14 protein-coding genes are annotated in these 16,262 nt (G+C 44.5%); 2 read left to right on the top strand and 12 right to left on the bottom strand.

Annotation, left to right across the window (positions count from 1 at the left end; genetic code table 11):
- Positions 1-18 precede the first annotated feature (18 nt).
- From BMZ93_RS03305 to BMZ93_RS03275, 7 genes are all read right to left on the bottom strand, one after another.
- Positions 19-807, bottom strand: a complete 789-nt coding sequence (locus BMZ93_RS03305; protein ID WP_091502204.1) for an alpha/beta fold hydrolase — start codon at positions 805-807, stop codon at positions 19-21.
- A 12-nt stretch (positions 808-819) separates the two neighbouring features.
- Positions 820-2,238, bottom strand: coding sequence for a citrate lyase holo-[acyl-carrier protein] synthase (gene citX, locus BMZ93_RS03300; protein WP_159427784.1), 1,419 nt, complete (start codon positions 2,236-2,238; stop codon positions 820-822).
- Positions 2,239-2,383: 145 nt separating this feature from the next.
- Positions 2,384-3,922, bottom strand: coding sequence for a citrate lyase subunit alpha (gene citF / locus BMZ93_RS03295; RefSeq protein ID WP_091502200.1), 1,539 nt, complete (start codon positions 3,920-3,922; stop codon positions 2,384-2,386).
- The gene (gene citE / locus BMZ93_RS03290; RefSeq protein WP_091502198.1) at positions 3,912-4,823 is read right to left on the bottom strand and encodes a citrate (pro-3S)-lyase subunit beta; all 912 of its coding nucleotides are present in this window, start codon (positions 4,821-4,823) and stop codon (positions 3,912-3,914) included. Before citE ends, citF begins: the two co-directional genes overlap by 11 nt.
- Entirely contained in the window at positions 4,823-5,113 is a 291-nt protein-coding gene (citD, locus tag BMZ93_RS03285) for a citrate lyase acyl carrier protein (RefSeq protein WP_091502196.1), read from the bottom strand. Before citD ends, citE begins: the two co-directional genes overlap by 1 nt.
- Complete coding sequence (gene citC / locus BMZ93_RS03280; protein ID WP_091502194.1) at positions 5,103-6,167, bottom strand: [citrate (pro-3S)-lyase] ligase; 1,065 nt, start codon at positions 6,165-6,167, stop codon at positions 5,103-5,105. Before citC ends, citD begins: the two co-directional genes overlap by 11 nt.
- A 2-nt stretch (positions 6,168-6,169) precedes the next feature.
- Positions 6,170-7,318 (bottom strand): NAD(P)-dependent malic enzyme, encoded by a 1,149-nt coding sequence (locus BMZ93_RS03275; RefSeq protein WP_091502192.1) that lies wholly within the window; start codon positions 7,316-7,318, stop codon positions 6,170-6,172.
- Positions 7,319-7,608: 290 nt separating this feature from the next.
- On the opposite strand from BMZ93_RS03275, the gene BMZ93_RS03270 reads away from it, so the two are divergent.
- A complete protein-coding gene (locus BMZ93_RS03270; RefSeq protein WP_091502190.1) occupies positions 7,609-8,559 on the top strand; it encodes a sugar-binding transcriptional regulator in 951 nt (316 codons plus the stop codon).
- A gap of 47 nt (positions 8,560-8,606) precedes the next feature.
- Here BMZ93_RS03270 and brnQ read toward each other — a convergent pair whose 3' ends face one another.
- The gene (gene brnQ / locus BMZ93_RS03265; protein WP_091502188.1) at positions 8,607-9,980 is read right to left on the bottom strand and encodes a branched-chain amino acid transport system II carrier protein; all 1,374 of its coding nucleotides are present in this window, start codon (positions 9,978-9,980) and stop codon (positions 8,607-8,609) included.
- A gap of 166 nt (positions 9,981-10,146) precedes the next feature.
- On the opposite strand from brnQ, the gene BMZ93_RS03260 reads away from it, so the two are divergent.
- Entirely contained in the window at positions 10,147-10,689 is a 543-nt protein-coding gene (locus BMZ93_RS03260; RefSeq protein ID WP_091502186.1) for a YiiX/YebB-like N1pC/P60 family cysteine hydrolase, read from the top strand.
- Positions 10,690-10,725: 36 nt separating this feature from the next.
- On the opposite strand, the gene BMZ93_RS03255 is transcribed toward BMZ93_RS03260, so the two are convergent.
- From BMZ93_RS03255 to recD2, 4 genes are all read right to left on the bottom strand, one after another.
- Positions 10,726-11,718 carry an aldo/keto reductase gene (locus tag BMZ93_RS03255; RefSeq protein WP_091502185.1) on the bottom strand — a complete coding sequence of 331 codons (993 nt, stop codon included), beginning with the start codon at positions 11,716-11,718 and terminating at the stop codon, positions 10,726-10,728.
- Between the two features lie 10 nt (positions 11,719-11,728).
- A complete protein-coding gene (locus tag BMZ93_RS03250) occupies positions 11,729-12,658 on the bottom strand; it encodes an SGNH/GDSL hydrolase family protein (protein ID WP_091502183.1) in 930 nt (309 codons plus the stop codon).
- 3 nt (positions 12,659-12,661) lie between these two features.
- The gene (locus BMZ93_RS03245) at positions 12,662-13,624 is read right to left on the bottom strand and encodes a ribose-phosphate diphosphokinase (RefSeq protein ID WP_091502180.1); all 963 of its coding nucleotides are present in this window, start codon (positions 13,622-13,624) and stop codon (positions 12,662-12,664) included.
- Between the two features lie 66 nt (positions 13,625-13,690).
- Positions 13,691-16,225 carry an SF1B family DNA helicase RecD2 gene (gene recD2, locus BMZ93_RS03240; protein WP_091502179.1) on the bottom strand — a complete coding sequence of 845 codons (2,535 nt, stop codon included), beginning with the start codon at positions 16,223-16,225 and terminating at the stop codon, positions 13,691-13,693.
- Positions 16,226-16,262 lie beyond the last annotated feature (37 nt).

Raw genomic sequence — 16,262 nt, 5'->3', positions numbered from 1 at the left:
AACACTCTTTGTGACAAATTACATTATGAATTTTGCTAAAATTTCCTTAAATTGCTCAGGCTTTTCCAAATGGGGTAAATGACCCGTTTTAGGAATTACAACTAATTGGTCGTTCTCCCCCATCATCCCCTTGAAATCATTGTAATACTCAGACTTCCATAAGGGTGACTCTTCTCCTGCAACGAAGAGAAAAGGCCTCGTCATATCGTAAACATTTCCTCGCCAATCCTCTAAAACATGGTTCTTTAACAGGGGCAAAGCAAGGTCGAAATTAAACGGGTTCTTAACTTTTTGAACCTGCAAGTTATCTTTTAAACTTTGATTGATGGGTGAAACCGTCAGTCTTTGTTGCAAGAATGTTGCAATCATCACAGGATACGTGTTCCAGTTCATCCCAACAATTCCAGATGACCAAGTCTCATCATTGACCAACTTTGGTGATTCATCAATAATCACCACCTTATCAATTCGACTTTCACCGAATAGGGACAAATAAGCCCATGATGCTGCCCCCCCCATTGAATGACCAACCAAAACAATGTTGGTCAAGTGCAGTAGCAAAAAGAGTTCGTGCAGATCTGCAGCTAAACGGCCAATCCGCAAATTCTTTGGTGTCCGTTCTGACTGCCCATGTGCACGCCAATCCATAGTGACTGGTCGAAAGCCCTTCTCTTGTAAGAAAGGAATGTATTCCTGCCACTCCTCTTGAATCCCGGAAAATCCAGAAAGCAGCACAACGACCTGCCCTTCTCCCCCGTGGTCTTCATAACTGATGGAAACGCCATCACTTGTCTTAAAAAATGCCATTTTTACTCCCCTTTAAATCAAACCGTTTAGACGACCAACAAGTGCCGTTAAAATCAAGTAATCTGCAGCACCGCCAATTGAAAGATGGCGAGCAATAAAGATGTCATCTAGTTCTGAAAGAAAGGCTTTTCCTGCTACAGTTGAAGCGCCCCCCATCTTTTGGAAGGTTTCAACGTATTCCACCATTTCTTTCGTGATTTCAGGCGTCTTAGCCCGTTTAATAAGGGTCGAATCCTCAATTCCACCGGCTAATGCCATCAGGCTATCTAGCAGACGGTCATTCTCATGACCTGTACTCTCACGCAGAGCCTTCAATCCAAACTGACGCAAAGGCTGTAAGCCCTTCTGCACTTCGCCACGAACCCCCGTCAATTTGTACTGGTGGAACTGACTTTGACCGGCCGTTAAAGTCGTCGTATCCTTTGCAGGCTGCGAATCCAATTCTTTTTCAACCAAATCGGCGCCCATCTGAGAAACAATTTCTTGTACGTCAGATAGTGCCACTAAGTCTTTTCCACGACTAGCATAACCGTAAGCGGCTAAGAGAATTCCGGCTGTAAAAATAGCGCCCTTATGGGTATTAATCCCATTTGTAGCCAAAATCATCGACTCTTCTGCTGCAATACCAAAAGGACGAATCTTAGCTAGGAGCTTTTTCAGATCGCAATCTGAAAAGGTTTGTCCAGCTTCAAATGTCTGTTTGAAGTAGTCTTGTAAGGCCAGCGTCGAATCCACAAAAGTATAGATGTTCATATCATTGTGAGCGCCAACGGAAACGGGGTCAACCAAACCTGGCTTCGGGTTGGTTACCGCTTCAGCCAAAAAGCCAAAGGAGGCTGCTTTCACAACGGCTTTTGTTGAAAAGACAGGAAGCAAAACATCGTCAACGAAATACTCGTTATAAAGCGAGTTAATCACTTCATGCAAGTCATTCAAATCGTGGCGCTGATCCCTTGCACAGGCTTTCGCATTATCTCCGCAAACCAAGCAAGTACGTGGGTTAAATCCCAGAGCAGTTCGTGACAATTGATAGGCAGAATCCTGATTCGACATCACATCGGAATCGAAGAGTCGCCCTAAAAAGAAGCTTTCTTCAAAAGTGATTGAAACCTTCTTAACGTCCACTAAGGCAGCCTGTAATACGATAAATCCCTCAGGACCTGTCTTGCGTTTTAAATCGAGAACAATCTTCTTAATCGGCAGGTCCTCAAAATCAGATAGCAAAACACGCCAACCAGCCTGAAAGAGCTGTTCAATCTGAGGAGAGTTTTTAACCGCACCAGGCATGTTGAGCTTAACCGCAACGACCGTGTCGTCAGGATAGACTTTTTCAAGCTGAGATTGTTTATAAGAACGCCACTCACGGTTTTCTAAGACTTCTTCTAGCGTGACCGACTGACCTTGTTTAAATACGTCTACTTTTTCATTCATTGGAAACTTCCATCGCCTTTCAATTTCGGTTTTCATTTCGTTCTTATTATTTTAGCTTTAATTAATATGTACAACGAGAATTTCTTCTCGTTTTGACGCATTAACATAAAAAGGACCAGTGAACACTGGCCCTTTAAATGGAAAATTAGTCCTTAACTTCCTTGATGACATCGATCAATGAACCATCACGGTATTCAGCCAAGGCAACAACACGGTCTGTGAATTCCAAAGGCTTTGCTTCGCCAACAAGGGCTTCGGCCTTCTTTTGGAGTTCTTCGATAGTGAAGATTGGCAAACCAGGAACCTTAGACAAGGCATCGATAAGATCCTTGCGCTTAGGGTTAATGGCAATTCCAGCTTCCGTAACAACAACGTCAATTGAATCACCAGGAGTGATAACAGTTGTAACGTCAGGTACGATAGTAGCAATACGTCCACGTACCAATGGAGCTGAGATAATTGTCAACTTTGAAGTTGCGGCATCTTGGTGACCACCGATGGCTCCACGGATAACACCGTCAGAACCTGACATAACGTTAACGTTAAACTTCGTATCCATTTCCAAAGCAGAAAGGATTGAAACGTCCAACTTGTCAACCATGGCACCCTTGTTAGCTGCGTCAGCATACCAAGAAGCGTCGATTTCTTGTTGGTTAGCGTCATCCTTCATTGAAGAAGCGGCACCCTTATCAAAGTCTTGAACATCCATGATGCGCTTTACAAGACCTTCGTTCAACAAGTCAACAGTTGGCTTTGTAATTCCACCAAGAGCGAATGAAGCAGTGATTCCATGGTCAAGCATTGATTGACGCAAGAAACGAGTGACGGCCAAGGCAGCACCACCAGAACCAGTCTGGAATGAGAAGTCTTGCTTGAAGTATGGGCTGTGAACGATAACATCGTTAACCATCTTGGCAATCTTCAATTCCTTAGGGTCCTTAGTGAAACGAGTTGCACCAGAACCAATCTTGTCAGGGTTACCAACCTTGTCAACCTTAACAACGTAGTCAACTTGCGTCTGCTTGATTGAAGCAGGTGTGTTAGGGTATGGCATCAAGTTATCAGTTACCAAAACAACCTTGTCAGCGTATTGAGCATCGATCAAGGCATAACCAAGTGAACCGAAAGCAGTTTCACCGTACATACCGTTAGCGTTACCCATTTCATCGGCGTTTGGTACACCCAAGAAGGCAACATCAATCTTAACCTTACCTTCTTCGATGGCACGAGCACGGCCACCGTGTGAACGGAAGATAACTGGATTCTTCAAGGCACCGTGAGAAACGGCGTCACCCAATGATCCACGCATACCTGATGACGTGATGTTCGTAACAGTTCCCTTTTCGATGGCTTCAACAACGATATCGTTCATAACGTTTGTCAATGATGAAGGTGCCAAAGTCAAGTCCTTGTAACCTGCATCGATAATTTCACGCATCACCATGTTGAAGACGAAATCACCTTCACGGAAGTGGTGGTGGAATGAAATTGTCATACCATCTTTAACAGTTTCTGAAACAACCTTCTTGATTGATTCAACAACCTTTGAAGGACCCACTTGTGCAGTAACCTTAGGTGCTACACGTTGGATTTCCTTGTTACCAAATTCGGTTGTCTTGAAACCTTCGTAGTTATAATCTTTCAAAATTGAGTCCGGAATTTCCCGGTTGACATTATTCTTCAATGTAATTTCCCTCCGCATCAATAAGGTTGTTAGCCTTAGCAAGCATCATCACACGTTCGGCACGCAAAACAACTGGGCGGTCAACCATTTGACCGTTCATGGCAATAACACCTGAACCCTTGCGCTTTGCTTCTTCAATAGCAGCCATAACGTTTTGAGCGTTAATGATTTCCTTTTGAGTAGGTTGGTAAACCTTGTTAACTGGGGCAATTTGACGTGGGTTGATCAATGACTTTCCGTCAAATCCAAGTTGGTGAATGTATTCAGTTTCGCGGATAAATCCTTCTTCATCGTCCAAGTTAGTGAAGACAGTATCGAAGGCAGCAATCTTAGCAGCACGGGCAGCGTGCAAGATAGCGTTACGTGCATATGACAATTCACGACCGTCTGGGTAACGGTGAGTCTTCATGTCAGTCGTGTAATCTTCGGCTGACAAAGCGATTCCGATCATACGATCAGAAGCTGAAGCGATTTCGTAGGCGTTGACAACACCCATGGCTGATTCGATGGCAGCCATCAAGTGAGTTGAACCAACTTCGCGACCGAATTCCTTTTCGGCTGCTTCAACAAGGTTCTCAAGTTCGTGAACCATGTCGGCGCTTTCAGTCTTTGGCAAACGGATAACATCGATACCGGCCTTAACCATAGCCTTGATATCGTTTTCGTAGAAAGGAGTGTCCAAACCGTTGATACGAACAACCAATTCAGCGTTTCCGTAATCAAATGTTTGCAAAGCTTCGTATACAAGGTAACGAGCTGAGTCCTTTTCGTTCATGTTAACGGCATCTTCCAAATCAAACATGATTGAATCAACACCGAAAATACCTGCATCCTTAATCAAACCTGGGTTGTTACCAGGAACGAACATCATTGTTCGACGTAGTCGTTCATCTGCAGCCATTAGAGCACCTCCCAGTTTGGTTGATCTTTCAAGTCCAAGGCACGTTGTACAGCAGTGATTGCACGTGCCTTGATAACTGGTGTCAAAGCACCCTTATCAACAACCTTAACGAGTACGTTGTCGATTTGGTATGCGTCCAACACTGACTTGATTGTTGCCTTGATGGCATCGCCGAATTGCTTTTCGACGTCTGAAGTCAAGTCAAATTCGACTCCCTTGCCTTGGCTAAGTACGATCTGGATATCAGAAGATTCCAGCGTACCAGCCATGGCTGTTTGCTTAATTTCCATTGATTTTCTGTCCTTTCGAAATACGATCCTGTAAATCGGTTCGATGGTTCTTAATAAAGGCCAAGGTCGTATCAGGAACCAGGTTGTTCAATTGATCAATCTGGTCTGACTTAATCATAGCCCGAACTTCTGTCGCCGAAACCACGTCTTGCCCGCTACTCTGAGTCAGCCGTGGCACAATGACCACTTCCACTTCTGGTGGCAGGATGGTTTGCAAGGTCTCGTTATAAAGTGCGGTAGTGTGGGAAGTTGGTTCTGTTCCCAAATAACGTTTCTGAATACCAAGTGGCTTAGCCAACTGCTCCTTGAAGAGCGTTGCATCCAAAGCCGTTTGGAATTTAATTGCTGTATCTTGGTTCTTAATAAAGTAGGCAGGGAATGAAAGATAAGAAACCATGTAGTCACCACCGTTTTCAACGGCAACGTTTGGCAAATCCTTCGTTCCTTCCTTAACTAACATTGTTCGCTCTTCAGTAGTGAAGAGTGAAACGTCTTGATTAACAACAAAGACGTAAACAAAGTCGTTGTTCTTAGCCGCTTGTTCGACTAAGTAACGGTGCCCCTTAGTAAAGGGATTGGCGTTCATAACAATAGCAGCGACTGTTTTAGCATCCGCAGGCTTCTTTGTTAATCCGGCGCGGTAAGTTTCAATGTTTGGCGTTCCCTTTTCAAGAATCAAACCGTAATCGGTTTTCGCCAGTGTATGAAAGCCAACGTGTTCAAAAGAAGTTTGATACTGTGGCTTTGTAAAGACGAAAATTTGAAAGTGACCGGCTTGCGCCAAGTTCATTTCAAGGGCGGATACCACTTGGTTGAAGCGGGCACCGGAAGCACCGGAGCCATCATCTTCAACGGCGATATACTTAATCGTCTTACCAGCAATTGACCCGGTTCCAACCAATTGACCCTGATCATCATAGAGACCAATCGTTTGGTCAATTGCGTTTACCTCTTGGTCTGAAAAGACAGAAATGCCTTTCTCCTGTAAGAAGTTTTCCCATTGCTTTTTCACATTGGGATTGAACAAATAAAGGTCTTTAATCTGATCAGCCATGGTTAGGCCTTCTTTGCGTAATCCAATACGGCGTTTGTAACGGCATCAACAACACCGTCATCAAATACTGAAGGAACAATCTTGTCAGCGGCAACATTGTCAACCAATCCAGCCAAGCCTTGGGCAACGTTAACTTGCAATTGCATGTCAACGTGCTTCAAACCTGATTGAAGCAATCCACGGAACAAACCAGGGAATGCCAAGATGTTGTTAACTTGGTTAGGCCATTGTGATGAACCAGTAGCAGTTACAACAGCACCTGCTTCATGGGCGTCATCTGGTGAAATTTCAGGAACTGGGTTTGCCAAGGCAAAGACAATTGGTGAATCAGCCATACGCTTTACTTGGTCCTTTGACAAAACGTTGGCATCTGACAAACCGATAAAGGCATCTTGTCCATCGATGATGTCATCCAAAGTCTTACCATCTGCTTGTTCCACTTGGTCAGCCAATTCACGTTGGAAGTGGTTGTATGATTCGTCGTTTGAACGAACAACACCGTGGATATCAACCAATGTAATGTGCTTGATACCAGCAGCAATCAACAAGTTGGCTGTGGCAACACCACCAGCACCAACACCGTTCATAACAACCTTTAAGTCTTCCAACTTCTTACCAACAACCTTAGCGGCGTTAATCAAACCAGCCAAAACAACGATGGCAGTTCCAGTTTGATCATCGTGGTAAACTGGCAAATCAAGATCTTCAGACAAGCGGCGCTCAATTTCAAAACATTGAGGAGCAGCGATATCTTCCAAGTGAATACCAGCAAATGAAGGTGCCATTGTTTCGATAGTCTTGACGATGTCGTCAACAGAAACTTGCTTCAATGCCATTGGAATGGCATCAACACCGGCAAATGACTTGTAAATCAAAGCCTTCCCTTCAACAATTGGCAATCCAGCACCAGGACCAACGTTTCCAAGTCCCAAAACAGCTGTACCATCTGTAATAACAGGAATCAACTTACCTGACATTGTGTACTTTGCTTGGTCTTCAGGATGTGCTTCGATATCCTTTGCCAAACCAGCAACACCTGGCGTGTAAGCCTTTCCCAAGTCAGAAGGTGTCTTAATATCGAAAGTTCCTTGAACTTCCAAGACGCCTGTGTGTTTCTCGTGCATTTGTTGCACTTCGTTCATATCAACCATATGACCTCCTTGGATTCACCAACATATCAGTGATGTTATTCTCATTCTAAAACTCTTTGTTTGTGAAGTAAAGAGTTAATCTTGATATTTTCATAAAATCAGCTATTTTTTACTCGATTTTCAATTTTTTAAAGTAATATAATTTTTTTAAGTCGTCCTATTTATCAAAAAAATTTAGATAAATTGCAAAAATAGTGAAAAATAGTGTAGAATAATGATAATCGTTTCTTTGAAAAAAAGACTTTACTTTTTGAATAAGGAAAATAAAAGAACAGAATGAAGGGATTTCTATGTCAACCACTGATCCGAGTTTGCTCGCGCAAATCTCCGAGGACTACTACTTAAATAAGCTTTCCTTTGGAGAGATTTCTGATAAATATCAAGTATCTCGATATTTAATTAACAAGTATCTCAACGAGGCAGTTAAAAGCGGAATCGTAAAAATCGAAATCGCTTCGACAGCATCACGTAATTCCCAACTAGAACAAGTATTCAAGGAAAAGTATCCTGACACTACTTGCTACATTATTCAAGATGACACCACAACATCAGCGACAGATGATTTACTATCAAACTACGCTGCCAACCTCATGGTTAAGCACCTCGAAAAGGGTCCTCATACCGTTGGGTTGACATGGGGTGAAACAACGTATTCATTGATTGATGCCATTACTACTAACCCATTGGATCAAATCAAGTTCGTTCAGTTCATCGGAGAAAACTTGAAGTACAACTCTACTGCCGGTACAGTTCGTATCGTTGAACGCGCTGCTAAGAAGGTTTCAGGTGAATTCTTGACTTTGCCCGCTCCACTTTACTTGGCAAACGATGACGTTCGAAACGGCCTCTACGATGCCGTTTCAATCAAGAAGACCTTGGATGCATCAAGGGAGATGGATACCATCGTTACTGGATTGGGAACCATCACTTCTTTGGAATCAATTCCAATCTGGAACCAAAACATCAACCGTCTCTTCCCTGAAGTTCGTCTTGGCGAAGTTGCTGGTATGATTTATGGACGTCCATACGACATTAACGGTAAAATCTTGAACATCGATACAGATAAGACGGTTGGTCTTTCTCTTTCAACCATCTTAGGTGTTCATAAGCGTGTTGGTATTGTTCGTCGCAAGTTTAAGTCCCGAGCAACCATCGGTGCACTTCGCGGTAAATTCTTAACTGATCTTGTTATTTCAGAATCAATTGCCTACCGTATTCTTCACGAAGAAGAAAACATGTAATACACAAAAAAGCAGCGACTCAATTGAGTCGCTGCTTTTTTATTTACTTATTCAGCATCAACAGATGGTGACTTGGTCACATGCTGCACAATAGAACCAATAATTAATCCAAGGGCTGCAAACATAACCCATGAAAAGCCCTGGTTTGCCAAGAAAAGGTGTTGCTGATACCAACCGATGTGTTGCACCCCGGCCTCAGTATAACTAACAAAGCCACCTAGCATTTTAGCGAATGGTACCTGAGTTAACCCATCACCAATTGACCCAATCAAGGTTAACCCGATGGACCACTTAAAGAGCGCACTTGTGCGACCAATCCATGGTGAAATTAGGTTCAAGAAAATCAAAATAATAGCCACTGGATACATAATCATCAAAACAGGCACAGCCCATTCAATAATCTTATCTAGTCCTAGCAAGGCCACAAGGAAGGCGATGAAGATGGCTAAAGCCAACCACTTTTCATAAGAAATCTTTGGGAAGGCTCTATGAAAGTCGTGGGCGAAGGAAGAGGACTCCCCCATCGCCGTTGTAAAGACTGCTACCGGTCCCATAATGGCCAAGAAAACCTGGCCAAAGGAACCAAAGTAGTTGGTCATAATTTGTGTTAGAGCAATCGCCCCGTTCAAGGAAATGCTTTCTTTACCAAGAGAAGACGTTCCCAACATAATCAAACCAACGTATACAAGGGACAAACCAATTAAGGCCCAAGTACCCGTCTTAACAATAATCTTCGCCACGTGGGCAGGCTTATGGTAACCCATGTTTTCGATAGCATGCACTATGGCAACACCTAAGACTAATGAAGCCAAGGCATCCACCGTATTGTATCCTTCAATTGCAGAAGAAAGGATTGGTGCTGTCTGATAACTTGATGTCACGTGTTGGTGTAAGTTTCCCATTGGCCAAACAAGTGCCAAAATGAAGACAATGGCTAACAAGATTAAGAAGGCCGGATTTAAGTACTTTCCAATCACAGAGGTAATGGCATCAGCCTTCAAGCAAGACCAATAAACCAAAATAAAGTACACGAGGGCAAAAACAAACAGTCCAATTTGTTGGTAGTTTGCTGGTAGCCAATTCTCAAATGAAAAGGAATAAGCCACGGTTGCCGTACGGGGTGCCACAACCAGTGGCCCAAGACAAAAATGCAATACAACAACAAAAACAACGGATACACGGGGACCTAATGGCTTAATTAAATCAAAGACTGAACTAGATCGTGTAACACCTAAAGCGACTAAGGCTAATAAGGGAAGCAAAACGGCTGATAGGATGAAACCAAACGTTGCTTGTCCCCATGCGGCCCCTGCTAACTGTCCAAGGTGAACTGGGAAAATTAGGTTACCCGCACCAAAGAACATCCCGAAAATCAAAGACACCATTAGTAGGTTCTGGCGCCATGTTAACTTCTTTTCCATTTGTGACTCTCCAATTTTAATGAATCGTGGTCAAACGTTACTCACATCTATCCATTGTACTCGTTTTCTCACGTCTACGCCACGTGAATTGGTAGGAAAGCTAACGTAAAAGGAAGCGAAATTAACAAGAAAATCTGCTATCCTATCATTATCGAGGTAAGCCTATATGACAGAACTACAAAACGCTGATTTAGCCTTTGTTTTACCAAAAAAAGAACAATTAGATCAAGCCATTTCGGATAGTACACTTTCTGATAGTGACAGCTCTTACGTACATGTTGCTCTTATTGAAAAAACTAAAGAGAATCACTTCTTTATTATTGAATCCACTGGAAAACGTGGCGTTATCCGACGGCCCTTGCAAGATTTCATCAATGAACATCAGAATCACCTTCACTTTTACCGGACAATTAATCCATTAAAAGATGTAAAGAACATTATTCAGCGGGCTAAAGCCCACCTTGGCGAACCCTACAACCACGGTTTCTTTCAAGAGGGACCGGGATACTACTGTTCACAGCTTGTTATCGAAGCCTACAAAGATGAAAACATCTTTTGCGAAACGCCCCTTTCCTTTGGGCCCAACGGCACAATTCTCCTCCACTGGGTTCAGTACTATCAAGAACTCGGTAAAAAGGTGCCGATTAATCAAGTGGGTTCTTCCCCCAACTCACTCATCGCTAGCCATCAACTTCAAAAAATCCAATAAAAAAAGACCGTGTCTAAACGGTCTTTTTTATATGCATTAACCCTTGATAATCTTTTCAATGGCTGATAATTCATCAGCTGTAAAATCAAGGTTCTTAGTAAATTCCAAGTTATCCTGCAAGTGGTCAACGGAAGAGGTTCCAATGACAACTGAAGCCACACACTTATCCTGCAAGAGCCAGGCCAAAGACATCTGTGACAACGTTTGATTACGGTTCTTAGCTAAGTGATTCAAATCGTTCAACTTAGTCACAAGGGCATCACGACCATCGTCAAAGAGGAAACCGTTTGTCTTGTGAATTGGGAAGTCCTCAGGGATTCCCTTCAAGTAACGGTCCGTCAACAAGCCTTCCGATAGTGGACCATAGGCAAAGAGGCCGGCGTGGTGCTCGTCCAAAGTATCAAGCATACCTGAATCCTTCACCTGCTGGTTCAACATGTTGTAAGATACCTGGTTACCAATGAATGGCGTTCCCAAATCCTTAAAGATTTCGGCAATGGCCTTTGTCTGTTCGGCGTTATAGTTTGAAACACCAACGTACAAAGCCTTTCCTTGCTTAACAAGGTCATCCAAAGCACGGGCAGTTTCTTCCAAGTTGGTATTTGGATCAAAACGGTGGGCGTAGAAAATATCAACGTAGTCCAGGTTCATCTTTTGTAAAGACGTATCCAAGGCGTTAATCAAAGTCTTGCGACCAGAAAACTCACCTAGTGGTCCTGGCCACATGTGGTAGCCGGCCTTGGTTGTAATCACCAATTCATTACGGTAAGGCTTCAAATCAGACTTGTAAACCTGTCCAAAAGTCTCTTCCGCCGTTCCGTTGTTTGGACCGTAATTAAAGGCGTTATCAAAAGAGAAAATACCTGAGTCAAAGGCCTTCAAAATGACCTTACGGGAATTCTCAAGGGGCATCGTATCCCCAAGGTTACGCCAGAGACCAAAGGAAACAGCCGGTACAATCAACCCTGAATCTGAGACGCGGCGGTAAGGCAATTTCTCGTAACGATCTTCTGCTGCTTGGTAAACCATGTGTTTCCTCCTATAAAATCAATTCTAATTCCTTGGCAATCTTAGCGTGCGCAGCCACATCCGGATGGGTTGGGCGCGTTGCTATTTGCCAGGAACTTGTATCAACAATTGTAAAGCAATCAAAGCGACTGGCTTCTTCCTCAAAAATCTCCTTAAACTGACCGTTCCAGGGGGTTAAGAGGTAAAAATGGGCCTGATGAAAACGTTTCACCAGTTCCAACAAATAGACTCGTAGGCCGAAGGCAAAGTCTTCAGCCGTGGCACCATAGTTGGCATCATTTAGTCCGTAGGCGACCACTACCTTATCGGTGTGAACCCGACGGCGTGGCACATCCTGGCCAACACGCCAAAGCGCATCAATCGCCTTTGGTTCTTGAAATGGCGCTGAATTTGTCAATCCAGTACCGCCGTAAGCAATCCGGTTCAAGGGCTGCTTCAAATCCCTGGCCACAATGGCTGGGAAAGATTGGCTTGGGCGGTGTCGGTCATGGGCAACTCCCGCCATTAACTCGCCAGCAACAATTGAGTCACCAACAAAGGTGATGTAAGGACGGCTTTCCGACTCCTCTTCGTTAGGCAAAATTGCCATCACGTCAGCAACACCCTCAAAGGCCAAATTCGATAGAATCAACCCCTGCTGCCAAAAGGCAACTTGGTTCGTGTCCCACTGGTCAAGAATCAACTGATATTGATGTTTTTCCTCTCGAAGGGCAATAACCAAATTAGTCCCATCAACAGTTAGTTGCTGTTCATCCTGGCCATCAACCATCAACGTCCAAGTTAGCCCTGAATATTCGTCTGCAAAGGTTAATCGAACTTCACCAACACCACTAGCTTGAAAAGCTAAGTAGGCGCCGTACTGGGAACAAATTACCCCTTGCCCTTCCGGATTGGCTGACCATTCCGGTGAAGCGAATTCAAGTAATCGTTCATTCTTCACGAGTTAATCCTCCCGGTTCTCCTTGGTCTGCAAAACCTTGGCCAAGGACTTTTGTGCAATCACCTGCTGAATACCCTCTGCGAAAAGATGGGCAACAGAAATGACCTTTAACTTAGGGAACTGTTTTTCTTCTGGAATGGCAACAGTGTCAGAAACCAATAGACGGTCCAAGTCTGATTCCTGTAAATCTTCAGAAGCCTGTGCTGAGAACACGCCGTGGGTCGCAAGACCTTCAATGGCTGCAGCGCCCGATTCCTTCAGGGCAGCAGCGGCATTAATCATCGTTTCACCGGTGTCAATCATGTCTGAAACAATGATGGCATGCTTACCAGCAACTTTACCAGTCACGCGGGCCTTTTCGTTTGAACCGCGACTGTAATCAAGAATCGCCCACTGACTACCAATTTCAGAAGCCAAACGTTGTACAAGCTTTAATGTTGAAGGGCCAGAGGCAACGCAAACAACTTCTTGTCCAACCAATCCTTCTTTTTCCAAGAAATCCACCTGTGCTGGTAAGGCAATCAAGTGGTCAACTGGAATGTCGAAGAATCCCTGTACTTGTGCAGTGTGCAAGTCCATCGTCATCACACGCTTAATGCCTTGGCTCTCAAGCATGTTGGCAATCAAACGAGCGACGATTGGTTCACGGGAACTGCTCTTTCGATCAGAACGAGCATAACCCATGTAAGGAATCACAACGTTGATGGACTTAGCAGATGTCCGCTTCACGGCATCAATGAAAATCATCAACTTCATGAAGTTTTGGTTCACTGGGTCCGCAATGGGAGCAATTACGTACACATCACTTCCACGAACTGAATCAACGATTCGTTCGTAGATTTCATGATCGGCAAAAGTCCGAATATCAACATCCGAAAGCTCTACGTTTAATTGCGCCGCAATTTTTTGGGATAATTCCGGGTTAATTCCTAAATCAAAAAGACGAAATTTTGGATTAGCAGTCATCATTGGCTCCAAGAGAATTCTTTTTCTATTTCCGTTTACTCATCACAAGTAAACCATCTTCATTCATTATACTAAACTTTGCTGATTATCTGGCATAAAATCAGCGGGACTTAAGTTGTCCATCCCCACCATCGGGTCAATTCCAGCAGCTAAATGAGCAGCCGTTAAACAATTTTCAGATAAAACCTTTTTATCCGATCCTGTTTTCTCATTTTGCAAAGAAGTTTCCGCTGTAATTTCAGGCTGATGCGAAACATTTTTTTCGTTCTGCTGAACAAATTCAGTAGAAACCGTTTCATTTTTAGCCGCAGGGCTTTCCTGCTTGATTACTGGCTCACTTTTAGTCGGCTTCTGTGCAACAGCCTTCGCCGTCCCCTCTAGCAGTTCTTCCAAATGCGTCTGGCGGTGTGGCACTTCATGCTCCGCTGCGTACTGATAGGCGTCATAATCCCCTACCATCACTAACGCTTCCTTGGCACGGGTAATGGCTGTGTAAACCAAATTCTGGTTCAACATAATCTTAAACTGCGAAGTCAAAACCAGAATAACCAGCTTAAACTCGTTACCCTGTGCCTTATGAATAGTTGTTGCATAGGCTAGCGTCAGTTGGTTTAACGTCTTTGTTGTATACCAGACTTCCTGTCCACCAAAGTCAACCACCAAGGCATCGGCTGAAACGCCCTTATCCGCCTGATTATGAACAGCAACAACTTCACCCATGTCGCCGTTATAGATATCCCGTTCGGTATCGTTTTCCAGTTGCAAGACTTTATCACCTAACCGGAAGACGTTATCGCCATATTGGAGCGTCTTTTGTCCGGGTTTAACCGGATTAAAGAGGTCCTGGGCAATTTGATTCAGCGCTTTCACACCTGCTGGCGTTTTATACATGGGCGCTAGGACCTGTACCTGGTCGGCGGTAAAGCCCTTCTTAATGGCAGAAGTTAAAACTTGTCCCACAGCCGACGGCACCTGGTTAGCCGTCGTCAGAAAAGTCGAGCGGTCCCGTTGCTTATCTTGGAAGTCGCCTGGTAAATGTCCCTCGTTAATGGATGCCGCCAAGGTAGAAATCGAGGAGCCCTTACCCTGGCGGTAAATCCGCTGCAAAGCGACGTGGTCGACTTTGGAAGAATGAATGAGATCATACAAAACATTACCAGGGCCAACCGAAGGTAGTTGGTCGGCATCCCCCACCAGCACGACGTGCATGGTCTTTGGAATTGCTTCGAACAGAGCGGCGGCCAACGAAATATCAAGCATTGAGGCCTCATCAATGACCAGCAAACCGCCGGACAGCGGGTTATCCGCGTTAAATTCCGCATCATCTCCGTCTGAAATTCCCAGTAACCTGTGAATAGTTGTGGCTTCATAGCCCGTGATTTCAGTCATCCGCTTGGCAGCACGGCCGGTTGGTGAAGCTAGACGAACACGGTGCTCCTTCAACCATTCCTGGTCATGACCGTCTCGATCCCGCTGGTTGCGAACAAGCGCTTCCCAGGTCTTAACTAGGGTTTTCGTGACCGTCGTTTTACCGGTCCCAGGTCCTCCCGTCAAAACAAAGAGCTGACTGGAAAGGGCTTTCTTAACCGCCTCTTCCTGTACGTCATCTAGTTGTAATTGATCAGGCACGACAAAGACATCGTCAATGCTCATCGTGTCGGCGGCAACATCAGAGCGCTTTGAAAAGAGTTCCTCAATCTTATCAGCCACTGTCTTTTCGGCCAGTGCCAAATCTTTAGGTTGGTAGCTATTGTCTGAGTAGGTCAAACGACCTTCGGCCACCAAGGCTCCCAATGCCGCATCAATGGCTGCTTCAGGGTCCGGTAAATCGTTGCCCAACATTGACCAGGCGGCAGACTTAGCCTGTTCCACCGTCAAATAGGTATGACCGTGTGCAAAACAAGCGTTTTGAATGGCGGCAAAGACACCGGCCTTCACACGTTCCACGCTATCAACTTCATACCCAGCCGTCTTCGCAATGGCATCGACCTTTTTGAAAGGTAAGCCATCAACGTCATAAACCAAGCGGTATGGGTCTTCTTGCAAGATTGTTTGCGCTTCTTCACCGTAACGGTCGTACATCTTCCCCGCTAAGTCAGCAGAGAGTCCGACTTTATGTCCAAGGGCGAAGAGACGTTCTAAGCCCATGTTGTTTTGTAGGGTTTCGACAAGGTTGTCAGCCACCTTAGGTTTCACCAAACCAGTTAAAACGGAAGGATCAGCCAAGATTTTATCTAGGGCATCCTCACCCAGTGCGTCCACAATCTTTTCTGCCGTTTTTTTACCAATTCCTGCAAAGTCGCCCGAGGAGAAAAAGGCAATCAAGCCCTTCTCATCAGTTGCCAGCTGGTTTTCGTAACGGGCAGCCTGAAACTGCTGGCCGTAACGGGGATGGGTGACAAGTTGGCCATAAAAAGCATAGGTAGAGCCTGGCTTTACGGAGGCAAAGGTCCCAGTGACAATCAATTCGTCGGCGTCCCAGTCAAAGTCATCCTCTTCAACTTGGACTGAAAGAATCTTGAAATAAGAATCCTTGGCTGCAAAAATCACGTTTTGCAGAATTCCCTTTACTTGATTGTCCTCTGAAACTGTTCGTGCCATTTTGTCCTACTTCTTCGTATATGTACGGTACAAAACT

The sequence above is a fragment of the Fructobacillus durionis genome (assembly GCF_900112405.1).
GTDB lineage: Bacteria > Bacillota > Bacilli > Lactobacillales > Lactobacillaceae > Fructobacillus > Fructobacillus durionis.
Note: the sequence above shows the minus strand (reverse complement) of the source record. Positions and strands in the feature narration are given on the sequence as shown.